The sequence below is a fragment of the Sphingomonas sp. CCH9-F2 genome (genome assembly GCF_001556735.1).
Taxonomy (GTDB): domain Bacteria; phylum Pseudomonadota; class Alphaproteobacteria; order Sphingomonadales; family Sphingomonadaceae; genus Sphingomonas; species Sphingomonas ginsenosidimutans.
The window spans coordinates 1-20,749 of record NZ_LSJO01000673.1; the positions used below are offsets into that span (position 1 = coordinate 1).

Annotated in this window: 17 protein-coding genes; 12 read left to right on the forward strand and 5 right to left on the reverse strand. The window is 68.2% G+C overall.

Annotated features, from left to right (window positions below; all coding sequences use genetic code 11):
* The 8 genes from AX685_RS22945 to qhpE all read left to right on the forward strand — a co-directional run.
* On the forward strand, positions 1 to 381 hold a 381-nt coding region (locus AX685_RS22945), incomplete at its 5' end, for a cytochrome C (protein ID WP_066491550.1).
* Positions 382 to 500: 119 nt separating this feature from the next.
* The gene (gene peaA / locus AX685_RS19075) at positions 501 to 2,291 is read left to right on the forward strand and encodes a quinohemoprotein amine dehydrogenase subunit alpha (RefSeq protein WP_066491551.1); all 1,791 of its coding nucleotides are present in this window, start codon (positions 501 to 503) and stop codon (positions 2,289 to 2,291) included.
* Complete coding sequence (gene peaB, locus AX685_RS19080) at positions 2,288 to 3,745, forward strand: quinohemoprotein amine dehydrogenase maturation protein (protein ID WP_066491553.1); 1,458 nt, start codon at positions 2,288 to 2,290, stop codon at positions 3,743 to 3,745. Before peaA ends, peaB begins: the two co-directional genes overlap by 4 nt.
* Complete coding sequence (gene qhpC, locus AX685_RS19085) at positions 3,742 to 4,071, forward strand: quinohemoprotein amine dehydrogenase subunit gamma (protein ID WP_066491558.1); 330 nt, start codon at positions 3,742 to 3,744, stop codon at positions 4,069 to 4,071. Before peaB ends, qhpC begins: the two co-directional genes overlap by 4 nt.
* Before the next feature lie 49 nt (positions 4,072 to 4,120).
* Positions 4,121 to 5,224: a YncE family protein gene (locus AX685_RS19090; protein ID WP_231792306.1), complete on the forward strand. Its 1,104-nt coding sequence runs from the start codon at positions 4,121 to 4,123 to the stop codon at positions 5,222 to 5,224.
* 2 nt (positions 5,225 to 5,226) lie between these two features.
* Positions 5,227 to 6,231 carry a hypothetical protein gene (locus AX685_RS19095; protein ID WP_066491559.1) on the forward strand — a complete coding sequence of 335 codons (1,005 nt, stop codon included), beginning with the start codon at positions 5,227 to 5,229 and terminating at the stop codon, positions 6,229 to 6,231.
* Positions 6,228 to 7,937, forward strand: a complete 1,710-nt coding sequence (locus AX685_RS19100) for an ABC transporter ATP-binding protein (RefSeq protein WP_066491560.1) — start codon at positions 6,228 to 6,230, stop codon at positions 7,935 to 7,937. Before AX685_RS19095 ends, AX685_RS19100 begins: the two co-directional genes overlap by 4 nt.
* On the forward strand, positions 7,934 to 8,641 hold the full coding sequence (gene qhpE, locus AX685_RS19105) for a subtilisin-like serine protease QhpE (RefSeq protein WP_082741095.1): 708 nt from the start codon (positions 7,934 to 7,936) through the stop codon (positions 8,639 to 8,641). The genes AX685_RS19100 and qhpE overlap by 4 nt, the downstream gene beginning before the upstream one ends.
* Positions 8,642 to 8,663: 22 nt before the next feature.
* On the opposite strand, the gene AX685_RS19110 is transcribed toward qhpE, so the two are convergent.
* Positions 8,664 to 11,387 (reverse strand): TonB-dependent receptor, encoded by a 2,724-nt coding sequence (locus AX685_RS19110; protein ID WP_066491562.1) that lies wholly within the window; start codon positions 11,385 to 11,387, stop codon positions 8,664 to 8,666.
* Between the two features lie 370 nt (positions 11,388 to 11,757).
* Here AX685_RS19110 and AX685_RS19115 point away from each other — a divergent pair, with 370 nt between their 5' ends.
* The gene (locus AX685_RS19115) at positions 11,758 to 13,836 is read left to right on the forward strand and encodes a sulfotransferase (protein ID WP_066491563.1); all 2,079 of its coding nucleotides are present in this window, start codon (positions 11,758 to 11,760) and stop codon (positions 13,834 to 13,836) included.
* Here the strand turns inward: AX685_RS19115 and AX685_RS19120 are convergent.
* The 3 genes from AX685_RS19120 to AX685_RS19130 all read right to left on the reverse strand — a co-directional run bounded on the left by AX685_RS19120 (position 13,808) and on the right by AX685_RS19130 (position 15,906).
* Positions 13,808 to 14,185 carry a c-type cytochrome gene (locus AX685_RS19120; RefSeq protein WP_082741096.1) on the reverse strand — a complete coding sequence of 126 codons (378 nt, stop codon included), beginning with the start codon at positions 14,183 to 14,185 and terminating at the stop codon, positions 13,808 to 13,810. The two genes, AX685_RS19115 and AX685_RS19120, sit on opposite strands and share 29 nt — an antisense overlap.
* Positions 14,186 to 14,272: 87 nt before the next feature.
* The gene (locus AX685_RS19125) at positions 14,273 to 14,929 is read right to left on the reverse strand and encodes a 2-hydroxychromene-2-carboxylate isomerase (RefSeq protein ID WP_066491568.1); all 657 of its coding nucleotides are present in this window, start codon (positions 14,927 to 14,929) and stop codon (positions 14,273 to 14,275) included.
* 71 nt (positions 14,930 to 15,000) lie between these two features.
* Positions 15,001 to 15,906: a LysR family transcriptional regulator gene (locus AX685_RS19130; RefSeq protein WP_066491571.1), complete on the reverse strand. Its 906-nt coding sequence runs from the start codon at positions 15,904 to 15,906 to the stop codon at positions 15,001 to 15,003.
* Between the two features lie 146 nt (positions 15,907 to 16,052).
* Here AX685_RS19130 and AX685_RS19135 point away from each other — a divergent pair, with 146 nt between their 5' ends.
* The 3 genes from AX685_RS19135 to AX685_RS19145 are packed head-to-tail and all read left to right on the forward strand — an operon-like array spanning position 16,053 to position 20,261.
* The gene (locus AX685_RS19135; protein ID WP_231792310.1) at positions 16,053 to 17,765 is read left to right on the forward strand and encodes an ATP-binding cassette domain-containing protein; all 1,713 of its coding nucleotides are present in this window, start codon (positions 16,053 to 16,055) and stop codon (positions 17,763 to 17,765) included.
* Entirely contained in the window at positions 17,749 to 18,840 is a 1,092-nt protein-coding gene (locus AX685_RS19140) for an efflux RND transporter periplasmic adaptor subunit (protein WP_066491574.1), read from the forward strand. The genes AX685_RS19135 and AX685_RS19140 overlap by 17 nt, the downstream gene beginning before the upstream one ends.
* A complete protein-coding gene (locus tag AX685_RS19145) occupies positions 18,837 to 20,261 on the forward strand; it encodes a TolC family protein (RefSeq protein WP_066491576.1) in 1,425 nt (474 codons plus the stop codon). Before AX685_RS19140 ends, AX685_RS19145 begins: the two co-directional genes overlap by 4 nt.
* A 5-nt stretch (positions 20,262 to 20,266) precedes the next feature.
* Here the strand turns inward: AX685_RS19145 and AX685_RS19150 are convergent.
* Positions 20,267 to 20,749, reverse strand: a 483-nt coding sequence (locus AX685_RS19150) for an ATP-binding cassette domain-containing protein (protein WP_156445939.1), incomplete at its 5' end; no start/stop codon positions are given.

Sequence of the window (20,749 nt, forward strand, 5' to 3'; positions counted from 1 at the left end):
GAACATTGCGGCGGGTGCCACGGCGTCGACGGCCGCTCCGCCCCCGCGCAGGTGCCCGAGTTGCGCGACCGCGTCGGCTATTTCATGTGCACGCCGGAAGCGCGCGCCTATCTGGTCCGCCTGCCCAACGTCGCGCACAGCCGCATCACCGACAATCAGGAACTGGCCGATCTGGTCAATTTCGTCGTCTTCGGACTCGGCGGCGCCAGCGCGCCCGTCGATGCGGAACCCTTTTCCGCTGCGGAAGTGGCCCGCGAACGCCGACTCGCGCTGTCCGGCCCCTCGCTGAAGGCGGAACGCGCGCGCCTCGTCGCCGCGGCGATCCGTCGCTGCGGCGCACCGGCGTCGCTGAAGCGATTCTATGGTTCCGCGCGCGGGTGACACGCGCGCATTTCGCAGCCGCACAATCCGCTTGACGAATATTGGACGGTCGTACAGTCTTTGTTCGGAGGCGAACGGGGCGCCTCGGATCCGCTGACGTCTAGGGGGACGGAACGCGCATGACGATTCCATCGAATCCGGTTGTTGCCGACCGCACCGCGCCGCGTCGCTGGGGCCAGCGGCTCATCCTGCTGGGGCTGGGCGCGACGATGGTCGCGGTGGCGCACGCCAATGTCCGCGATGCCGCCGCCCCTTCCCCGCCCGACACCGCACAGGGCGAGACCGAGGAGGGCATCCCCGTCACCGATGCGCTGACACGCGAGAAGTGCGGCACCTGCCACGCGCCCGATGCGAAGGGCAATCTGTCGCGCATCTCCTGGGTGCGCACCACGCCGGAGGGCTGGGCGCAGGCGATCAAGCGGATGGTGCGCCTCAACGGGCTGCAGGTGACGCCCGGCGAATCGCGCGCGATCGTGCGCTATCTCGCCGATTTCCACGGGCTGGCGCCGGAGGAGGCGCGCCCGGTCATGTACCTGCCCGAACATCGCATCGTCGACGAAGCCGCCATCCCCAACGACAATGTGCGCCAGGCATGCGCGGCGTGCCACGCCTTCGCCCAGCCGCTGTCGTGGCGCCGGTCGAAGACCGAGTGGAAGCTGCTGCAGGACATGCACATCGCGATGTATTCGCAGGCGGAGGCGCAATATCGCCGCCTGCCCGATCCCGCGCCCGGCGCCGCCCCGCCCGCCCCTGGCACCACGCCGGTGACGAACGGGCAGGTCGCGCTGGAATATATGCAGAAGACCGCACCGCTCCACACGCTGGAATGGGGCAGCTGGCGCCCGCGCATCCGCGCGCCCTATCTGGCCGGCACCTGGCTGGTGTCCGCGCATCTGCCCGGGCGCGGCGATTACGTCGGCGAGCTGACGATCCGCCCGGGCAAGGAGGCGGGGACGTTCGTCACCGCCACCGCGCTGCGCTCGCTCGCCACCGGGCAGGCGCTGACCCGGCAGGGCACCGGCCTGGTCTATGGCGGCTATGCGTGGCGCGGCCGATCGGCCGGTCCCGCCGCCGCCGGCGCGATCGATGATCCCGCGCACGCGACGCGCGATACGATGTGGTTCGCCCCCGACCAGAAAAGCGCCGAGGGCCGCTGGTTCTGGGGCGAATATCACGAATTCGGCTTCGACGTGAAGCTGACCCGCGCGGGCACCGCCCCGGCGATCGCCGCGGTCACGCCGGCCGCGCTGCGCGCCGGCACCAGCGCGGCGCGCGTCCACCTCTACGGCGCGAACCTGCCCGCCGATCTCGCCCCCGCCGACGTCAGCCTGGGCGATGGCGTTACGGTGCGCGCGGTCGAAAGCGCCGGCCCTGGCGATGCGGTGGTGCTGGCCGATGTCGCCGCCGACGCGGTGTCGGGGCGCCGCGACGTCGCGGTGCGCGGCGCCACGCTGGCGCAGGCGCTGCCGGTCTATCGCCAGATCGACTATCTGAAGGTCGTCCCCGACACCGGGCTGGCGCGGCTGGGCGGGGAGAAACATCCCAAGGGCTATGGCCAGTTCGAGGCGTTCGGCTACGAAAACGGGCCGGACGGCAAGCCGAACACCGCCGACGACGTCAAGGTCGGCCCGGTCGACGTCGACTGGCGGATCGACGAATTCCTGGCGGTGCAGAATGACGACGACAAGGCGTTCGTCGGCACGCTCGGCCCGGGCGCGCTGTTCACCCCCGCCGCCGACGGCCCCAACCCGGCACGCCGCTTCGGCCGCAACAATTACGGCGACGTCTGGGTCGTCGCCACCGCGAAGACCGAGAAGGACCGCTTCGGCCAGCCGCTGACCGCGCGCGCCTATCTGGTGGTGGCGGTGCCGTCCTACCAACGCTGGGATCAACCGGAGGTCGCGCAATGACCGTGATGCTGTCGCACCGCTATCGCGCCGGCGAATATCGCTCCTTCGCCGCCGCCGACGCGCGTTTCATCTATGTCGTCGGCGCCGGATCGATCTTCCAGCTGGATGCCGCCGCCGCGCAGGTGCTGGATCTGCTGGAGGACGGCGCCGCCGACCATGCCGATCTGGTCCGCGCGCTCGGCGATCGCGGCATGCCCGCCGCCGATGCGGACGAGCTGGTCCGCGAACTGCGCTTCGCCGGGGTGATCCTCAGCGACCAGGCGGCCTATACCCCCGCCCCCGCGCCCGATCATCCGCCCGCCGACTTCCCGTTGCAGGCGCTGGTCCTCAACATCACCAACCAGTGCAACCTGGCCTGCACCTATTGCTACGAATTCGGCGCGGACAAGATCGCGACGCCGCAGGGCAAGAAGAAATACATGTCGATCGATACCGCACGGGAATCGGTCGACCTGCTGATCGCGCAGTCGGCGGGGCGCAAGGGGGTGCACATCACTTTCTTCGGCGGCGAAACGCTGATGAACTTCCCGCTGCTCAAGGACGTGGTCGCCTATGCCACCGATCGCGCGCGCCAGGCGGGCAAGACCGTGGGGTTCAGCCTGACCACCAACGCGACGCTGCTGACGCCCGCGATCATCCAGTTCCTGTCCGACAACGAAATCGGCGTCACCGTCAGCATGGACGGCCCGCCCGATCTTCAGGACAGGCATCGCGTCTACAAGAGCGGCAAGGGCAGCTACGCCGTGGTCGAGCCGCGGCTGCGCGCGCTGATCGCGGGGCACCGCACCCGCGCGATCACCGCGCGCGTCACGCTGAGCGACGGGGTCACCGACGTGCTGCGCATCTATCGCCACCTGAAGGACGATCTGGGCTTTCACGAGGTCGGCTTCGCGCCCGTCACCAGCGGCGATGCGCGCAGCTATTCGCTCGCCGCCGGGGAAATGGACGGCGTGCTCGCGCAATTCCACCTGCTCGCCGACGAATGGCTGGAACATGCCATCGCCGGGCGCTCGCATGGCTTCTCGAACGTCAGCGAAACGATCAGCGAGCTGATCCAGGGCGTCCACAAATCGCATCCGTGCGGTGCCGGGCTGGGGCTGCTCGGGGTCAGCCCGTCGGGCGACCTGTCGCCCTGCCACCGCTTCACCGATGCCGACACCCACACGATGGGCCATGTGTCGAGCGGGATCGACCGCGAGCGACAGCGCGATTTCCTGGCGCGCGGGCATGTCGATGCGAAATACGAATGCCAGAGCTGCTGGGCGCGGCCGTTGTGCGCGGGCGGGTGCCATCACGAAGCGTTCGTGCGCTACGGCGATACCGGCCACGCGAACCTCCATTATTGCGACTGGATCCGCGAATGGACCGACCGCTGCCTGCGCATCTACGGCGAACTGGCGGTGAAGAACCCGGCCTTCCTCGAACGCTTCGCTCAACGAAAGGCGCTGTCATGAAGCATCTTCGTCCGCTCAACAAAAAGGCCGCGCGGATCGACGAAGCCGCATCGCTGCTGGAAGAGGACGTGGTCGCCCTGCAGCAGCAACCGCGCCCGCACGTCCCGATGGGCTGTTCGCTCGCCTTCTCGCCCGGTTGGGAAGTCGATGCCGGCGGCGGCACCGCGGGGCTGTGCCAGCCGGTCGAACGCGACATCTACGATTGCTACGTCACCTGTTTCTGGCCGGTGCAGGTGCCCGATCACGTCAATTACTCGCCCGACTGGGCCAGCAATTGCGCGGTCGCGACCAAGGACTGGCGCAACCTCGACCTCGTCTTCCCGTGATCGCGTGATCGCCGCGCCGCTTGTCCTCCCGTTCAGGATGCACCGCCCGATGACCATGGTTCGCACCGCCGCGGCGCTCTGCGCCTCCCTCGCCGCCGCCCTCCTGCTGCCCGCGGCATCGTCCGCCGGCACGCTCTACATGGGCGGCTATCCCAATGTCCTGCTGCTGTTCGACGAAGCCACCGGACAGGTCACGCGCCGCATCCCGCTCGCCACCGGGCTGCCGACCGGGCTGCACGAATCGGCGGATCGCAAGCGCATCTACGTCTCCACGATCACCACCGGCGGGATCGAGACCTATGACGTGGCGAACGGGCGCATCACCGACAGCTTCAGCCTGAACACGCCGACGACGAGATACCGTTTCTACGGCGGGGTCACCGATGCGGCGGGCCGCTATTTCTACACCGTCGCCGAACGCATCGACAAGGATGTCGACCGCTATCGCATCGGCAAGCCGCAATATACCGTCGTCGATCTGAAACTGCACAAGGTCGTGCGCGCGGTCGACATGGCGGCGGAGGACGATACGCCCGGCGTGCCCTATCGCGCCGCCTATGCGATCTCTCCCGACGCGCGCTTCCTGTACGTGTTTCGCGACAAGGTGATCGTCGTCGCGACCGCCGATCTCAAGGCGGTGGAGCGGTTCGACCTGGCCAAGTCCGATCTGGGCGGGTTCGAAAACGTCATGTTCTTTGGCGGGGTGGGGGCGCTGCGTTCGCCGACGCAGTTCGTGTCGCTGTTCAACGCCGCCGACCCTTACGTCCACAACAAGGTGTTCGGGGTGGCGCGCTTCGACCTGACGTCGCGCCGCTTCACCTTCGCGCCGATCGGCCCGGCCTCGGCGCTGCTCGCCGGGCTGGAGGTCACGCCCGACGGAAAGCACGGCTATACCGTCGCGACGACGGGGACGCTCGGCAACAAAAGGTGCGAATTCTGGCACTTCGACCTGACCACCGACAAGCTGGTGGAAACGGCGGAATTCCCGTGCCGCTCGCGCTTCCAGCTGGGCATGTCGGGCGACGGGACGAAGCTGTACATCTACGGCGCCAGCTTCGATATCGAAGTCTATGACACGAAGACGCTGAAGCTGGAGAAGACCTGGGACATCGGCAACGACGCGACGATGGCCGGGATGGTCGTCTCGCAATAACGATGGCGGAGGCGGCGTTCGGGGTCACGATCGCGGGGGGCGGCATCGCCGCGGCCTGTTGCGCGCATCTCCTCGCCCGTCGCGGACTGGCGGTCACCACGGCCGCATACGAACGCCGCCGCGCGCCCGCGGTGATGCTCAGCGGCGCGGCGGTGGCGCTGATCCGCGATGTGATGGACCGCGCCGATCTGTTCGTGGACGCCCCCCGGATAGCGCGGCGCATCGTCGCCTGGGGCGGCGGCGATCCGGTCGCGATGCCGCACGACGCGCTGGTCGTTGACGCCGCCGCGCTGGCGACGCTTGCCGACCTTCCCGCGTCACGCGACACCACGCCGGCCGCGATGACGATCCGCACCGATCCGCGCGCGCTCCCCGCCACGACCCGCTTCGGCGCGCGGATCGCGACCGCCGCGTCGGTGCTGCTGCGCCACGACGGTGATGCGCGCGATTGCTGGATCGAATCGCTCGACGCCGGCTGGCTGTTCCTGATTCCGTGCGGCGCGCGCACCGGCTGGCTGCTGTCGGTCGGGCTGCCGCTGGACGAAGCGTGCGACCGCAGCCGGCACGTCGCCGCGCGCATCATTCTGACCGACGAAGCGACCGCCATCTTCGATCCCGTGCCGCGGCTTGCCGTGGCGACCGGCGGGGAGGACTGGATCGGCTGCGGCTCGGCGGCGATCGCGTTCGATCCGATCGGCGGGGACGGGACCGCGCAGACGGTCCGCGCCGCGATCCTGGCCGCCGCGGTGGTCGCCGGAATCGCTTCGGGGGGCGATCGGGCGGCGCTGATCGCGCATTATGACGCGATGCTGCTGGCCACGATGCGTCGCCACCTGGCGTTATGCGTGCCGTTCTATCGTTCCGGCGGGGCCGGTCACTGGTGGCGCACCGCGCATGATGCGCTGATCCGGGGCCATGAAACGTGCACGCACCGCCTCTCGGCGATGTCCGCTCCTCGTTACGTCCTGCGCGATTTCGACCTGTTGCCCCGTTCGGACGCCGCATGACCGCGCCCGTTCCCCCGCCGGCGGTCGCCGACTGGCGCACCTATCGCCGCCTCGGACGCTATCTGCGCCCTTACGCACCGCGCCTTTTCGTCGTGCTGGCGATCAGTCTTGCCTCCACCGCGCTCAATCTGGCGCAGCCCTATCTGTCGAAATTGATGATCGACGACGCGCTGATGCGGCACGATCTGCGCATGCTGGCGATCATTTCCGGCGCGCTGCTCGGCGTGACGCTCGTCGGTTTCGTGCTCAACATGCTCGCCAGCTACCGCTATGTCGCGCTGTCCGCGGCGATGCTGTACGACATTCGCGTCGCATTGCTGCGCCATCTGCAGACGCTGTCACCGCGCTTTTTCGCCGGTTTCCGGCTCGGCGACCTCATGTCGCGCATCAACAGCGACGTCAGCGACGTGCAGCGCGTCGCCGCCGATACCCTGTTGTCCGTGCTCGGCAACGTGCTGTTCCTCTTCGGCAGCATCGCGCTGATGCTGTGGCTCAACTGGCGCCTGTTCGTCGTCGGCACCCTCCTCCTCCCCGCCTGCGTCGTCGCCTTCGTGCTGTGCCAGCGCCGCCTGACCGCGCAGACGCGCGACATGCGCGAACGCGGCGCCGATCTCGGCAGCTTCCTGGTCGACACCGTCATGGGGATGCGCACCGTCACCGCGCTGCGCGCCGGCGAACGCGAAGTGGCGCGTTTCGGCAATCACAACCGCGCCTTCGTCACCGCGATGCTGCGGATGCAGCTCACCTCCTTCGCCACCGGCGCGCTCCCCGGCACGCTCCTGACCGCCTCCACCGCCGCCGTGGTGCTGTACGGCGGCACCATGATCGTCGACGGCACCATGACGATCGGCACGCTGGTGGCGTTCATGACCTATCAGGGGCGGCTGTTCGCGCCGATCCAGGTGCTGATGGGGCTGGGTTCGGGCCTCGCCTCCACGCGCGTGTCGCTGGCCCGCATCTTCGCGCTGTTCGATACGCCCCCCGACGTCACCGACGCCAATGATGCGCACGAACTGCCGCCGATCACCCGCGACATCCGCTTCGACCATGTCGCGAAACGCCACGATCGCGACGCGGTTCTGAACGATATCGACCTCACCATTCCCGCCGGCATCTTCTGCGCGATCCTGGGGCCGAGCGGCGTCGGCAAGTCGACGCTGGCGGATCTGCTGGTCCGCTATCACGATGTCGACGCCGGGCGCATCCTGATCGACGGCACCGATATCCGCGACGTGCGGCTCGACGACCTGCGCCGGCGGATCATCCTGATCGAACAGGCACCGCACGTCTTCAACGACACGATCGCCGCGAACATCGCCTTCGGCCTCGACGCGGTCGACCCCGATCGCATCGCCGGTGCGATCCATGTCGCCGGCCTCGACACGCTGGTCGCGCGCCTGCCGCAGGGACTGGCGACCCGCACCGGCGAACGCGGCCACGCCCTCTCCGCAGGCGAACGCCAACGGGTGGCGCTGGCGCGCGCGGTGCTGCGCCGTCCCGACGTGCTGATCCTCGACGAGCCCACGTCGGCGCTGGATGAGGAGACGGAGGCGCTGGTGGCCGGGCGGCTGCGCGCGGCGATGCCCGACGTCACGCTGATCGTCATCACGCACAAACCGTCGCTGGCCGCGCGCGCCGACATGATCGTGCGCATCGCCGACGGCCTCGCGGATGTGACGCAACCAGACCTTGCCTCCGCCATATGACGCCCGCCACCGGACGCGGCATCAGCGTCGCAATCATCGATAGCGGCGTGCACCCCCGCCATCCGCACATCGACGCGGCACGGCTGGCCGGCGGCGTCGCGATCGATCGCGAGGGGCGGATCGACGACGCACCGCATGCGCTGCTCGACCGGCTGGGACACGGCACCGCCGTCACCGCCGCGATCCAGGAACGCGCGCCCGATGCCGGTCTGCTGACCGTGCGCGTCTTCCACGATGCGTTGCGGGCATCGGCCGCCGCGCTGATCGCCGCGATCCGGTGGAGCATCGCCGCGCGCGCGGACATCGTGAACCTCAGCCTGGGCTCCACCAACGCGGCGCACCGCGACGCCTTCGCCGCCGTCACTGCTGAAGCCGCTGCCGCGGGCGTGCTGATCGTCGCCGCCCGCACGGCCGGGGACGGTCCGTGCTGGCCGGGTGCCTTGCCCGACGTGCTGGGCGTGGAGCTGGACTGGGACTGTCCACGCGCGGCCTGGCGCATCGCTAGGGCGCCGAATGCGGTGCGCGCCGCGGGCTATCCCCGCCCGATCGAGGGCATCGCGCCGACGCGCAACCTGCACGGCGTCAGCTTCGCCGTCGCGCAGGTAACCGGCATCGCAACGTGTATCGCGCAACGCATCGACGCGACGGCCCCGCCGGACCGTCGCGCCGCGCTCATGTCCGCCATTCTCGCCGGCGCGGACTGAGCCGCACCGGCGACACCCGGCCTCAGAACTTCTGGCCCAGACGCATCCCGAAGAATTGCGGCTTGATCGGGAAGATGCGCGACGAACCCGAGCAGAAGGTGATCGAGCAGAAGGTATTCGTCGTCAGCTGGCCACGCTTGTCGAAGGCGTTCTGGATGAAGAAGGTCAGTGACCAATTGTCCTTCTTGATACCGGCGGAGAAATCGAAGCTGACGAACCCCTTGGTGCTGCACGCCACGCCGGGATTGGTCGTGCCGGGGCACACCAGCAGGTTGTTGTCGGACACGTTCAGGTCCTGCGTCGCACCAGTCTGGTACAGCGCCGCGCCCTGGAGGTACGTTTCGTAATCGCCCATCGCCGTGTCGTAACGGATCGACGTCGTCCCCTTGAACTTCGGCTGGCGTGGCAGGCGGGTGCCGTCGGCGGCGGCGACCTGCGGGGTCGGCGGGGCGGTATTGGGCACGAACTGTCCCAGCTGACAGCTGCTCAGCTGGGTGATCTGCTTCGTCGCGGGATCGACCGAGAAGTTGCAGAAATTGCCCTTCAGCTTGCCGTCGTTGTACGCCCCCGACGTGCTGATCGTCACCTTGCCCAACCGCAGGTCGGCGTCATATTCGACCCCCTTCACCTCGGCCTTGCCGGCGTTGCCGGTCATCCCCGCACCCTGCGCGCCGGCGACGACGACGCTATACTGGATGTTGTCCCACTTCTCGTAATAGATGGCGGCGTTGAAACGGAACATGCGGTTCCACGTCGTCTTGAAGCCCAGTTCGTAGTTGGTCAGCGTCTCAGACTTGAACGGTGCGACGTCGACCGGGCCGAGCGAGCGGATCCGTAGCGGGCGGTTGAACCCGCCGGGGCGGAAACCGGTCGAGTAATTGGCATAGACCATCTTGTCCGGCGTTATCTGCCAGTTGAGCGCCACCTTGTGCGTTTCGCCGCTCTCACTGTAGCGCCCGGTCTGGTCGGCCGCCCGGAAGTTGGTATTGAAACACTGCAGACGCTGTGCGGGCAGCGGGGTCGGGCATCCCATCGTCTTGGTAGGGACGGAATAGGACGTGACGGTGTTGGCCGCCGAGGCGGCGACCCCAGCGAACCCGACAACGGCATAATCGGTCCAGAAATAGCGGATGCCCCCGGTGATCTTCAGTGTGGGCGTGATGTTGTAATGCCCCTCCGCGAAGATCGCGGTGTCGTGGTACAGCTGGTTCTGCTCGACGATGTAATAACCGTCTTCCTTCACCGCTGGCGTACCCAGCGCCATGGTGCCCAGCGGATTGCCGTTGGGATTGATGACGTTCGTCGTGAAGGCGCCGTTGCTGATTTCGTAGAGCGCCGGAACGCCGATCAGCCCGCCGGGGACGTCGCCACCGCCGGCCTGCGTGTACCCCACGATCCGGTCGAGCCCGTGGATGGCATAATAGGTGTTCGATTCGTTCGCCTGCCGCTGGTAGAAACCGCCCAGCGTCACGTCGAAGGGCCACGTCTTCGGCGTCGTCAGCCGCACTTCCTGCGTGAATTTGTTGCGGTGCGTGTCGGCATGATAATATTGCGTCGGGTCGATCAGCTGGCACTGCTGCGCCGCGCCCGTTCCCCGGCAATTGTCGAAGAATTGAAGGTAGCTTTCGTAACCCGCGCCGAAACCGTCATAGGTGACGGTGTAATAGGTATAGTCGTTGAGCGTCTTGGTCCGCCGCTTGAAGTAGCCGGTCGCGGACACGACGTCCCAGTCACCGATATGCCCGTGGATCGACAGCGCAGCCTGATACCAGCGGTCGTCGTTGCGCGTGGGGTTGTAGTCGTGAACCTGCAAGTCGCCGACGCGCGGGTCATAGCCGAAATAGCCGCGCGCGATCTGCCGCTGTGCGGTGATCTCCGGCGTGATGTCCCACCCGTCCCACGGGCTGATGAGCAACTGCGCCCGCCCGCCATATTCGTTGATCGAATTGTAGTCGTCCTTCGCGATCGCCGAATTGTCGACGGCGAACGAGGTATTGGGGTTGTCGTCGCCCAGACTGTACACGGCCGGTCTGCCGTCGTTGAAGCGTCCGTTGTTCGGCGTGTTGTCGATATAGCCGCCGTCCTTGCGGTAATAGCCCATGGTGCGCAGCGCCATGATGCTGTTGATCGGCAGGTTCAGATATCCCTGATACTGCGCGCCGAAATCGCCCTTGCCGTATTTGTTGAGCTCCATGTCATAGCCGTATTCCAGCTTGCCCAGCTTCGGCTTGTTGGTGATGAACCGGATCGTGCCGGCCAGCGACCCCGCACCGTACAACGTACCCTGCGGCCCGGACAGCGCCTCGACGCGTTCCAGGTCGTAGACATGGATGTCGGGCACGTCGGTGCCGGTGATCGGGATGTCGTCCAGATAATAGCCGACCGACGCATAAGCGCCGCCCGCTGGCACGATGCCGCGAAAGAACGCCGTGTTGCGCCCAGGCCCGATCCCTGCGAACGACACCGACGGCATCAGCGTGGCAAGGTCGCTCAACCCCTTGACCTGGCGCTGCTCCATCTTCTCGGCGCCCAGCGCCTGCATGGAGATCGGTACGGTCTGCACGCTTTCCGCGCGGCGCGTCGCGGTGACGACGATCTCGCCCAGCCCGGCGTCCTCCTGCGCCATGGCGGCCGGCTCCGAACTGGTCTGCGCCGAAGCGGCAGCGGCGAAAGCAATCGGCGTCAGAAAGGTGGTCGCGCCCAGAGCGCAAAAATGCGCGGCACGTGAACGACAACGAATGGCCATGCGTAAAATCCCCCGATTACGCGTTGTTTGGCCTCTCCGGGTGCACGTCCGTTCGGGTGTGTTCCCCGCATCGGATCTCTTGCCTTGTCACCACCTGCGCTGTCAGCGAAACCCGCCCCGACTGCGGCGTACAGAAGCCCCTTCCCTCACGCGCGAAGCGCGGAGGGTTGCCGATGATCGCCCGTGGTGCCGTTCCCCTGCAGGACGATTCGCCGTCGTCGTAACCAGAACGACCGTCCTAGATTCGGATACTGCCGATCATGACGCCGCTGTCAAGCAGGGTTTTTGGAACAGCCGGCAACGGCGATGCCCCCTCGACCGATCGTCATTTCCGACCTAGGTTTTGTGCACGTGCTCACACCGGGGGGTTATGGGAAACGTAGTGCCAAGCGCAGCGGACGGCATGCGCGACGAACTGGCCCGTGCCGGCGCGTCGCTGGACGATCGCCCCAATCAGGCACTGGCGCGCGCCGAAGCGGTGCTGCGCCGCGCACCGGGGTTTCCTCCCGCCGAACTGCTTGCCTGCCAGGCGCTGCGCCGGCTCGGCCGGGCGCGCGCGGCACTGCCGCGGCTCGAGATTCTCGCGCGCCCGCAGCCGGCGGTTCCGGCCTTGTGGTGGGAATTGGCGCATGTCGCGATCGAACTGGGCGACGATCATCGCGCGATCGATGCACTGGAACGACTGACGCGGCAGCAGCCCGCGATCGCCGAGGGCTGGTTCCTGCTGGCTGGCGCACTGCGCCGCGTCGGGCGCGAGCAGGACGCTTGGCGCGCCGACCTGTCCGCCGTTCACGCGGCCTCGCGCGACCCGGAACTGATCGATGCGGCCGTCGCGATGCACGACGGCCGGCTGGACGAAGCGCGTACGCGGCTGGAACGCCGCGCCGCACGGCAACCCGACGATCCCGTCGCGACCCGCCTGCTGGGCGAGATCATCTGGCGCGAGGGCGATATCGCCGCTGCGCTGGTGCTGGTCGAACGCGCGGTCGCGGCGGCCCCCGGCTTCGATCTGGCGCGGGACTTCCTCGTCCGGCTGCTGTTGCAGGGCAACCGGCTGGAAGAGGCGCTGAGCCACGCCGACATTCTGGCCGGATCGCCGATGAAAGCGCCCGGGCACGAACTGCTCAAGGCGTCCGTACTCGTACGGCTCGGCGACCAGGAAGCGGCGGGCGCGATCTATGAGCGGCTGCTGGACCAACAGCCGGAGCAACCGCAGGTATGGCAAAACCTGGGGCATGTACGGAAGACGCTGGGGCGACAGGCCGCGGCGATCGACGCCTATCGCCGCGCGGTGGCGTTGCAGCCGACCATGGGGGAAGCGTGGTGGAGCCTCGCCAACCTGAAGACGGTGCGGCTCGACGCGGCAGACATAACGGCGATGCGCGGCGCGCTCGACACGCTGGCGCGCGACGCTGCGGCGCAGGGGGAGGATGTCTTCCACCTGCACTTTTCGCTGGGCAAGGCGCTGGAGGATGCGGGCGATCATGCCGCCGCCTTCGATCACTATGACCGCGGCAACCGCCTGCGGCGCGCGATGATCGCGCATGATGCCGACGATTTCAGTGCCGAGGTCGCGGCCGCCACCGCTACCTTCACCGCGCCGTTCCTGGCGACGATCGGCGACGGGGGCTGTCCGGCCCCCGATCCGATCTTCATCGTCGGATTGCCGCGCTCCGGCTCGACGCTGGTCGAACAGATATTGTCCAGCCACAGCCAGGTGGAAGGGACGATGGAACTGCCCGACATGATGATGATCGCCGGCCGGTTGCAGGCGCGCGTCGATGACGGCGAGTTTCCCGATTTCCGTGCGATGATCGCATCATTGTCCGCCGCCGATCGCACGCGGTTGGGGGAGGAGTATCTGGAGCGCACGCGCGTCCACCGGCGCACCGACCGCCCGCTGTTCATCGACAAGATGCCCAACAACTGGCAGCATGTCGGACTGATCGGAATGATCCTGCCCAACGCGCGCGTCATCGATGCGCGCCGCCATCCGATCGCCTGCTGCTTTTCGGGCTGGAAGCAGCATTTCGCACGCGGACAGTCGTTCAGCTACGACCTGACCGACATCGCCCGCTATTATCGCGATTACGTGGCGCATATGGTGGCCTATGACGTCGCGGCGCCCGGGCGCGTCCATCGCGTCATCTACGAACGGATGGTGCAGGATACGCCGGGTGAGGTCGACCGGCTGCTCGCCTATCTGGGACTGTCGTTCGAACCGGCGTGCCTTTCCTTCTGGCAGAACGACCGGGCGGTGCGCACCGCGAGTTCCGAACAGGTACGGCGCCCGATCTTCACCGACGCGGTCGATCACTGGCGCCACTATGAGACGATGCTGGCGCCACTGTTCGCGGTGCTGGGGCCGATCGCCGATTGCTACCCCGATGTGCCGGCAGCGATCGCCGCCGGCCCTGCGATCACTTGCGCAGCGACACCAGATAGTTGACCACCGCGGCACGATCCGCGGGGTTGGCGATCGCGATCGCCATGCGCGTCCCCGGCACCAGCTTGGCGGGCGCCTGAAGGAACTTGTCGAGCGTCGCCTTGTCCCATTTCAGGTTGGAGGCGCGCAGCGCCGAGGAATAGAGGAAGTCGGTGCTGGCCGCCTTGCGACCGCCCACACCGGCAAGATTGGGTCCAAGGCCGGCGCGGGCGCCGGGGGTCGTCACGTGGCACATCTGGCACCGCTGGCGAAAGATCGTGCCACCATCCGCCTGCGCCGATGCCGGGCTGGCCACGAAAGCCAGCGGCACCAGCACCACACCGATACGCATGGCAGTAAAGAACTTCGTCATCGCGCGCCCCCGAAATGATCCGCGCCATGCTGCGCGGCACAATCATGACGATCGTCCAATATTATGCGTCGGCGGCTCGCGCAATCGCTATCTGACGCACCGCGCCGTCATGCCTGCCTGTTGCAGGCGCCAGATGAGCTGGTCCAGCCGGTCTTGTCCGAAAAAAGGTTCGTCTTGAAACGCCATCAGCGGCACCCCGTAATGGCCGGCGGCACGCTGATCGACCTCGTTCGCGACGATCGCCGCCGCCAGCCGCTCGCCTTCCGTCGCAACCACGGCGTCCATCTCCGCCAGATCGAAACCCAGCGGCGCGACCGCGCGTGCCAGATGGTCGCCGACATGCCAGTCGTCGGTGCCGCCGTCCCACAACAGCCGGCTGACCGCCGCGGCGAAGGCGACGCCGGCCCCGCGCTCGCACGCCAGTTGCCCCAGCCGGCTGAGACGGTGGATGTACGGCTGTTCGGCCGGATAGGTGCGCGTGGCGCGATCCATCACCACCGGGTCCGGGCGCGGCCAGCGGAACGGCATCCCCAGGAACTCGGCGGTGCGCAGCGTGTCGCGCAGCAGATAGCCGGTCCACAGCGGATCGGCGTTGCTGAAGAACGACGCCTGCCGCACCGCGATCGGGCGCACGATCCGCATCCGACACGCCACGTCGTGATCGCGCAGCAACGCCTCCAGCCGCGGCATCAGGAGATAACTGTAGGGCGAACGGAACGACCAGAAGCAATCGAACGACAGCATCGCGGCACCTCTCCTGTTTGGCATCAGCGGTCACGGCAATCGGCGGCGCTGTCAATGACGGCGCATGCGGGTCAGGCCGCCAGCAAACGGGCGGCACACATCTGGACATGTTCGGCGATCAGCTTGAACGCGGTGTGCATCGGCGATTGCCGGCGCCACGCGATCGCGATCGAACGATAGGCCTGCCACCCCTGCACGTCGAGGACCTGCACCCCCGTCGCCCCACCGATCGTGGAGCGCAGGTACAGGCCCGGCAGCAGCGCCAACCCCAGGCCGCTTGCCACCATCTGGTGCAGGCTGCCCAGGCTGGTGCCGGTATAGTCGGGGGCGATTGTCATCCCATAGGCTGCGGCGATATCGCCCGCCTGCCGCGCCAGATGGTGGCGCGGATCCAGCGTCAGCAGCGGACTGCCCGCCAGACCGTCGCGCGTCACGACATCGTCCGCCCCCAGCGGATGGTCCAGCGCCGCGACCAGGTGCAGCGGTTCGCGGAACAGCGGCTCGATCACCAGATCGTCCCCCGCCATGGGCAGGGGGCCCAGCACGACGTCGATGTTCCCGCGCGACAGCTCCAGCATCTGTTCGTCGGGAATGCCTTCTCGCACATGCAGGCGCAGCCGGGGGGCGTTGCGATGCAGGTCGGCGATGATCGGCGACAGCAGATACGGGCCGAGCGTGGGCGTCGTGCCTAGTTTCAGCGTCCCGGTCAGGCTGTCCGACGATCCCGACGCCAGCGCAACGATATCGCGCGCGTCAGTAAGCATCCGGCGCGCGGTGGACACGATGCTGCGACCGACCGGGGTCAGCACAGCGCCCGCGGTGCTGCGTTCCAGCAGCGTGATTCCCAGCCGCTCCTCCAGCGCGCGGATCTGCTGGCTCAGCGTCGGTTGCGACACGTTGGCGACACGCGCGGCCATCGCGAAGGAGCCGGTATCGGCAACCGTGACGAGATACTCGAGCTGACGCAGCGTAGGCATAATGGGATATAGCCCCTGCCTATAGCCAGGACGCAAGCATTCCGATTGGCCTTGTCACGCGGAACGCTGTAGCGCTTCGGTATCGCTACGATGCCGGAACGCCGGCCCGCGGCAGGCGGGCGGCGCGGATTGCGGTAGCGGCGGCGATGATCGAGGCGGATTGGGAGCACGCGGTGGCGGCGAAGCGACTGGGTTTTCGGGACGCGGCGGCGTGGCTGTCGCAGATCATCGGTCCTGACGCCGCCTATGTGCGGCTCGGCATCGTCTATACCGTCGCGATCAGCCTTCTGTCGCTGGCCACGCCGATCTCCGTTCAGTTGCTGATCAACAGCGTCGCGAACACCGCGATGCCGGCGCCGTTATGGGCGTTGTCCGCGGTGCTGCTGCTCCTGCTGCTGCTGGTTGCGGGGCTGAGCGCGCTGCGCGTCTGGATCATGGCGGCGTTCGAACGGCGTGTCTTCGCGCGCGTCGTCGCCGAAGTGACCGTGCGGGCGGTCCATGCGCAGGATCCGTTCTTCACCGATGCCAAGCGCGGCGACCTGTTCAACCGCTATTTCGATCTGGTGGTGATCCAGAAGGCGGTGCCCAGCCTGGTCATCGGCGGCTTTACGATCGTGTTGCAGGCGGTCGTCGGGCTGACGATCACCAGTTTCTACCACCCGTTCTTCCTGGCCTTCAACGTCGTGCTGGTGGCGGCGGTGCTGCTGGTGTGGCTGATCTGGCAACCGGGCGCGATCACCGGAGCCGTGGCGATGAGCCATGCCAAGCACAACGCCGCCCGCTGGCTGGAAAGCGTCGGCGGGTCGAACGGTTTCTACAAATCGTCGCGCCATCTCGACTTCGCGATGGACCGGTCGGAGGCAATGACCGCCACCTATGTCGGCGCTCACCGGCGCTACTTCCGCTACCAGTTCGCGCAGACGGTGACGTTCCTGCTGATCTACGCCTTTGCCGGCGCTGCGCTGCTGCTGCTGGGCGGCACACTGATCCTGCGCGGGCAATTGTCGCTGGGACAGCTGGTCGCGGCCGAGCTTATCCTGTCGGGCGTGTTCTACGGCATCTCGCAGCTCGGCTGGTATCTCGACACCTTCTACGATCTGGTCGCCAGTGCGGAGGAAATGTCGCTGCTGTTCGCGATCCCGCAGGAACCGAACGTGCGCGGCGAAGGCGGGCCGCGTGACGGCGCGGTGGCGTTGACCGATCTGGTGCTTGACGGCGCGCGCTACAATCTGACGCTGGCGGCGGGCGAGCAGCTGGTCACCGTCGCGGAACCGGGCGCCGAGCATCGGCTGGCACGCCTGCTGAAACGGCATGTCCATCCCGAACGCGGGCTGATCCGGATCGGCGGTGCCGATCTGGGCGCGCTGGACATGTATCACCTGCGCTCGGACGTGATGGTGCTCGAACGCTCGACCATCGTCGAGGTGACGATCCGCGAGTATCTCAGCCTCGCCTCGGGAAGCCGCTCGGGCGAGGCGATGGACGCCCTCGCCGCGGTCGGGCTGGAACGCCGGCTCGCCAGCCTGCCCCTCGGCCTCGACACGCCGCTCGGCTCGTCCGGCTATCCGCTCAGCATCGGCGAGACGATGGCGTTGAAACTCGCCAATGCGTTGCTGGTACGCCCCAAATTGCTGCTGCTGGGCCAGGTTTTCGACCTGTTGCCGGCCCATCGGCTGCGCGATGCGCTGCGCCTGCTGAAGGCGCATGGCACCACGACACTGCTGTTCACCGGACGTCCCGAAGATCTCGAACTGGACGGTTTCCTTCACCTCGGCCTGGCCGAGCAGCGCCGCTTCACGAACCTGGCCGATCTGACGGCGGCCGTCCGCCAGGGGAGCACCGATGTCGTATCAGCCTGAACATCTGACGCATTTTCGCACCCTCGCCACGCTGCGCCCGCCGCGCGTCGGCGTCGCGATCGCGTGGCTGGTGACGGTCGGCATCGCCGCTGCGGCCGCCATCCTGTTCCTGGTCCCGTGGCTGCAGACCGCGCAGGGGCGCGGACAGGTCGTCGCGCTCGATCCGGGCGACCGCGCGCAGGACGTCACCGCATTGGTGCCGGGGCGCGTCGAACGCTGGTACGTCCATGACGGCCAGCATGTGAACCGCGGCGATCCGATCGCGCGCGTCGTCGATCTCGACCCCAATCTGCTCTCCCGTCTCGCCGCCGAACGCGCGCAGGTGGAGGCGGAGATCGCCGCGGTGCGCCAGTCGCAGGCGGTCGCCGCGATCGACGTCGGCCGTACCCGCCAGCTGCTTGCCGAGGGGCTGGCGGCGCGCCGCGATTTCGAACAGGCGCAGATCAAGGTCGCGGACGCCAGTGCCAAGCTGGCGGAATCGCGCGCGAAGCTGAACCGCATCGACGTGCAGCTCAACCGTCAGTCCGCTCAGCTGGTCCGCGCGCCACGCGACGGCCGCATCCAGAACCTGAACGCCGCCGCCGGCGGTGCGCTGGTTTCCGCCGGCACCACGCTGGCGGTGATCGCCCCCGAACGGGTCGAACGCGCGGTGGAGCTGCTGATCGATGGCCGCGACGTGCCGCTGCTGCGCCCGGGCCGCCCGGTGCGGCTGGAATTCGAGGGCTGGCCCGCCATCCAGTTCAGCGGCTGGCCCTCGGTCGCCTATGGCTTCTTCGACGGGCGGGTCCGCACGATCGACCCCAATGCCAATGCGCAGGGGCTGTTCCGCATCCTGGTCGAGCCGATGCCCGGCAAGCCCGCCTGGCCCGGCCCGCGCTACGTCCGGCTGGGCGGCAAGGTCTATGGCTGGGTGCAGGGGGAGACGGTGACGGTCGGCTACGAACTGTGGCGCCAGCTGAACGACTTCCCGCTCGAATTCGGGCAGGTGACCACCGACAAGGCGTCGGGCGGGGCCGCCGGCGCGAAGGAAGAGGACAGCGGCAAGATCGCGGCGAAGGCGGGCAAGCCGAAATGATCCGTGGGCTCCTCCTCGCCTCCGCGCTGCTCGCCGCTCCGGCGGTCGCCGCCCCCGCGCGCGCGCAGACGCCGGCGGCCGCGCCGTTGACGCTTGACGAAGTGTTGCGCTCGTCCGCCCGCGCCGCACCGCAGATCGTCGAGGCACTGGCCAAGGTCCGCTCGGCCGAGGGACGCGCACTGACCGCCGACGGCGCGTTCGATACCGTATTCGACGTGGAAGGCCGATCGCGGGCGCTGGGCTATTACGACGGCACCGTTGCCAGCGCCCGCGCGACCCGCCCGCTGACGGGCAACGGCGGCTATGTCTATGGCGGCTATCGCGTCAGCCGCGGCGGCTTTCCGGTGTACGAGGACGAGAATTACACCAATCGGCTGGGCGAGGTGAAGGTCGGCGCGCTCTATTCGCTGCTGCGCGACCGGCTGGTGGACGAACGCCGCACCCGCCGCACGCTGGCGTCGGGCGATATCGACATCGCGCGCTTCGAACGCGAGGCGGTGGCGATCGGGGTGCAGCGGCGCGCGATCGACGCCTACCAGTCCTGGGTCGCCGCCGGGCTGCGGCTGCGCGCCTATCGCGACCTGCTGGAATTATCGGAAAGCCGCCGCGGCGGGCTGTCGCGGCAGGTGCAGCTGGGCGCGCGGCCCGACATCCTGCTGGCGGAAAACGACCAGAATCTCGTCCGCCGCCGTGCGCTGGTGGTGCGTGCCGAGGGCGATTTCGCGGCGGCGGCCAATGCCCTGTCGCTCTACTTCCGCGACGATGCAGGGGAGCCGGTGATCGTCGGGCCGGAACGGCTGCCGCGCGATGCCGGCGCGCTGTCGGGCGTAATGGTGGCCAATGTCGCCGACTATGCGCAGCGCCGCCCCGACCTTCAGGTGCTGCTGGCGCGGATCGACCAGGGTTCGGCGCGGCTGGGGCTGGCGCAGAACGACCTGCGCCCGCGGTTCGACCTGCGCGGGGAACTGGGCAAGGACGTCGGCCCGGTCGGGCTGGGGGGCCCGTCGCGCACCCCGTTGGAAGGGGCGATCGGCTTCCGCTTCTCCATGCCGCTGCAGAACCGCGCCGCGAAAGGCCGCATGGCGGAAGCCCGGGCGGAGATGGATGCGCTGTCGGCGCGCAGCCGCTTCTTGCGCGACCAGATCGCCGTCGAGGTGGAGGGGATCAGCATCAATGTCGGCGCGGCCGAGCGGCTGGCCGAGATCGCCGAACAGGAACGCCAACTGGCCGAACGCCTCGCCGCCGCGGAACGCCGCCGCTTCGAACTCGGCTCCAGCGACTTCTTCCTGGTGAACCAGCGCGAGGAAACCGCCAACGACGCGCGCGTACGGCTGATCGACGCGCAGACCCGCATCGCCGCGGCACGCGCCGAACTGGCCGCCGCGACCGCGGATCGCGCGGCTCTGGGCCTGGACCGCTAGCGGCGTCAGTACACCGGCGCGAGCACGCGCACGGCGCGGTGCGGCGTGCCAGTGTCGATCGCACGGCACGTCGCCGGGCTGACATGGACGGTGCAAAGCGCCGCCACCGCCTCGCGGTGCGTGACCACGATCAGGCCCTGGCCAGTGCGAGCCAGCCGCTGCGTCAGCCGCTCGACCACCGCGCGTTCAGTCGGCGCGTCCAGCGCCTCGGTCGGCTCGTCCAGCAACAGCCACGGCGCGCGCGACAGATAGGCGCGCGCCAGCGACAGCCGCCGCCGCTCCCCGCCGGACAGCTGCTCGCCATTCTCGCCGATCCAGCTGTCCAGCCCGTGCGGCAGCGCGCGCACCACGCCCACCAGACACGCCGCGTCCAGTGCGTCCCACAACGCACGCTCGGCGGCGTCGGGGTCGGCCAGCAGCAGGTTGTCGCGCACCGTGCCCGCCAGCAATTGCGCATCCTGCGGCGCCCAGGCGAAGGTCGCGCGCAG

Bases quoted from the DNA above. Each gene is read 5' to 3' on its own strand.
- AX685_RS19110 (WP_066491562.1), bottom strand. From the start codon at position 11,387: ATGGCCATTCGTTGTCGTTCACGTGCCGCGCATTTTTGCGCTCTGGGC.
- qhpC (WP_066491558.1), top strand. From the start codon at position 3,742: ATGAAGCATCTTCGTCCGCTCAACAAAAAGGCCGCGCGGATCGACGAA.
- AX685_RS19125 (WP_066491568.1), bottom strand. From the start codon at position 14,929: ATGCTGTCGTTCGATTGCTTCTGGTCGTTCCGTTCGCCCTACAGTTAT.
- AX685_RS19120 (WP_082741096.1), bottom strand. From the start codon at position 14,185: ATGACGAAGTTCTTTACTGCCATGCGTATCGGTGTGGTGCTGGTGCCG.
- AX685_RS19145 (WP_066491576.1), top strand. From the start codon at position 18,837: ATGATCCGTGGGCTCCTCCTCGCCTCCGCGCTGCTCGCCGCTCCGGCG.
- peaB (WP_066491553.1), top strand. From the start codon at position 2,288: ATGACCGTGATGCTGTCGCACCGCTATCGCGCCGGCGAATATCGCTCC.
- AX685_RS19100 (WP_066491560.1), top strand. From the start codon at position 6,228: ATGACCGCGCCCGTTCCCCCGCCGGCGGTCGCCGACTGGCGCACCTAT.
- qhpE (WP_082741095.1), top strand. From the start codon at position 7,934: ATGACGCCCGCCACCGGACGCGGCATCAGCGTCGCAATCATCGATAGC.
- peaA (WP_066491551.1), top strand. From the start codon at position 501: ATGACGATTCCATCGAATCCGGTTGTTGCCGACCGCACCGCGCCGCGT.
- AX685_RS19115 (WP_066491563.1), top strand. From the start codon at position 11,758: ATGGGAAACGTAGTGCCAAGCGCAGCGGACGGCATGCGCGACGAACTG.
- AX685_RS19135 (WP_231792310.1), top strand. From the start codon at position 16,053: ATGATCGAGGCGGATTGGGAGCACGCGGTGGCGGCGAAGCGACTGGGT.
- AX685_RS19090 (WP_231792306.1), top strand. From the start codon at position 4,121: ATGACCATGGTTCGCACCGCCGCGGCGCTCTGCGCCTCCCTCGCCGCC.
- AX685_RS19130 (WP_066491571.1), bottom strand. From the start codon at position 15,906: ATGCCTACGCTGCGTCAGCTCGAGTATCTCGTCACGGTTGCCGATACC.
- AX685_RS19095 (WP_066491559.1), top strand. From the start codon at position 5,227: ATGGCGGAGGCGGCGTTCGGGGTCACGATCGCGGGGGGCGGCATCGCC.
- AX685_RS19140 (WP_066491574.1), top strand. From the start codon at position 17,749: ATGTCGTATCAGCCTGAACATCTGACGCATTTTCGCACCCTCGCCACG.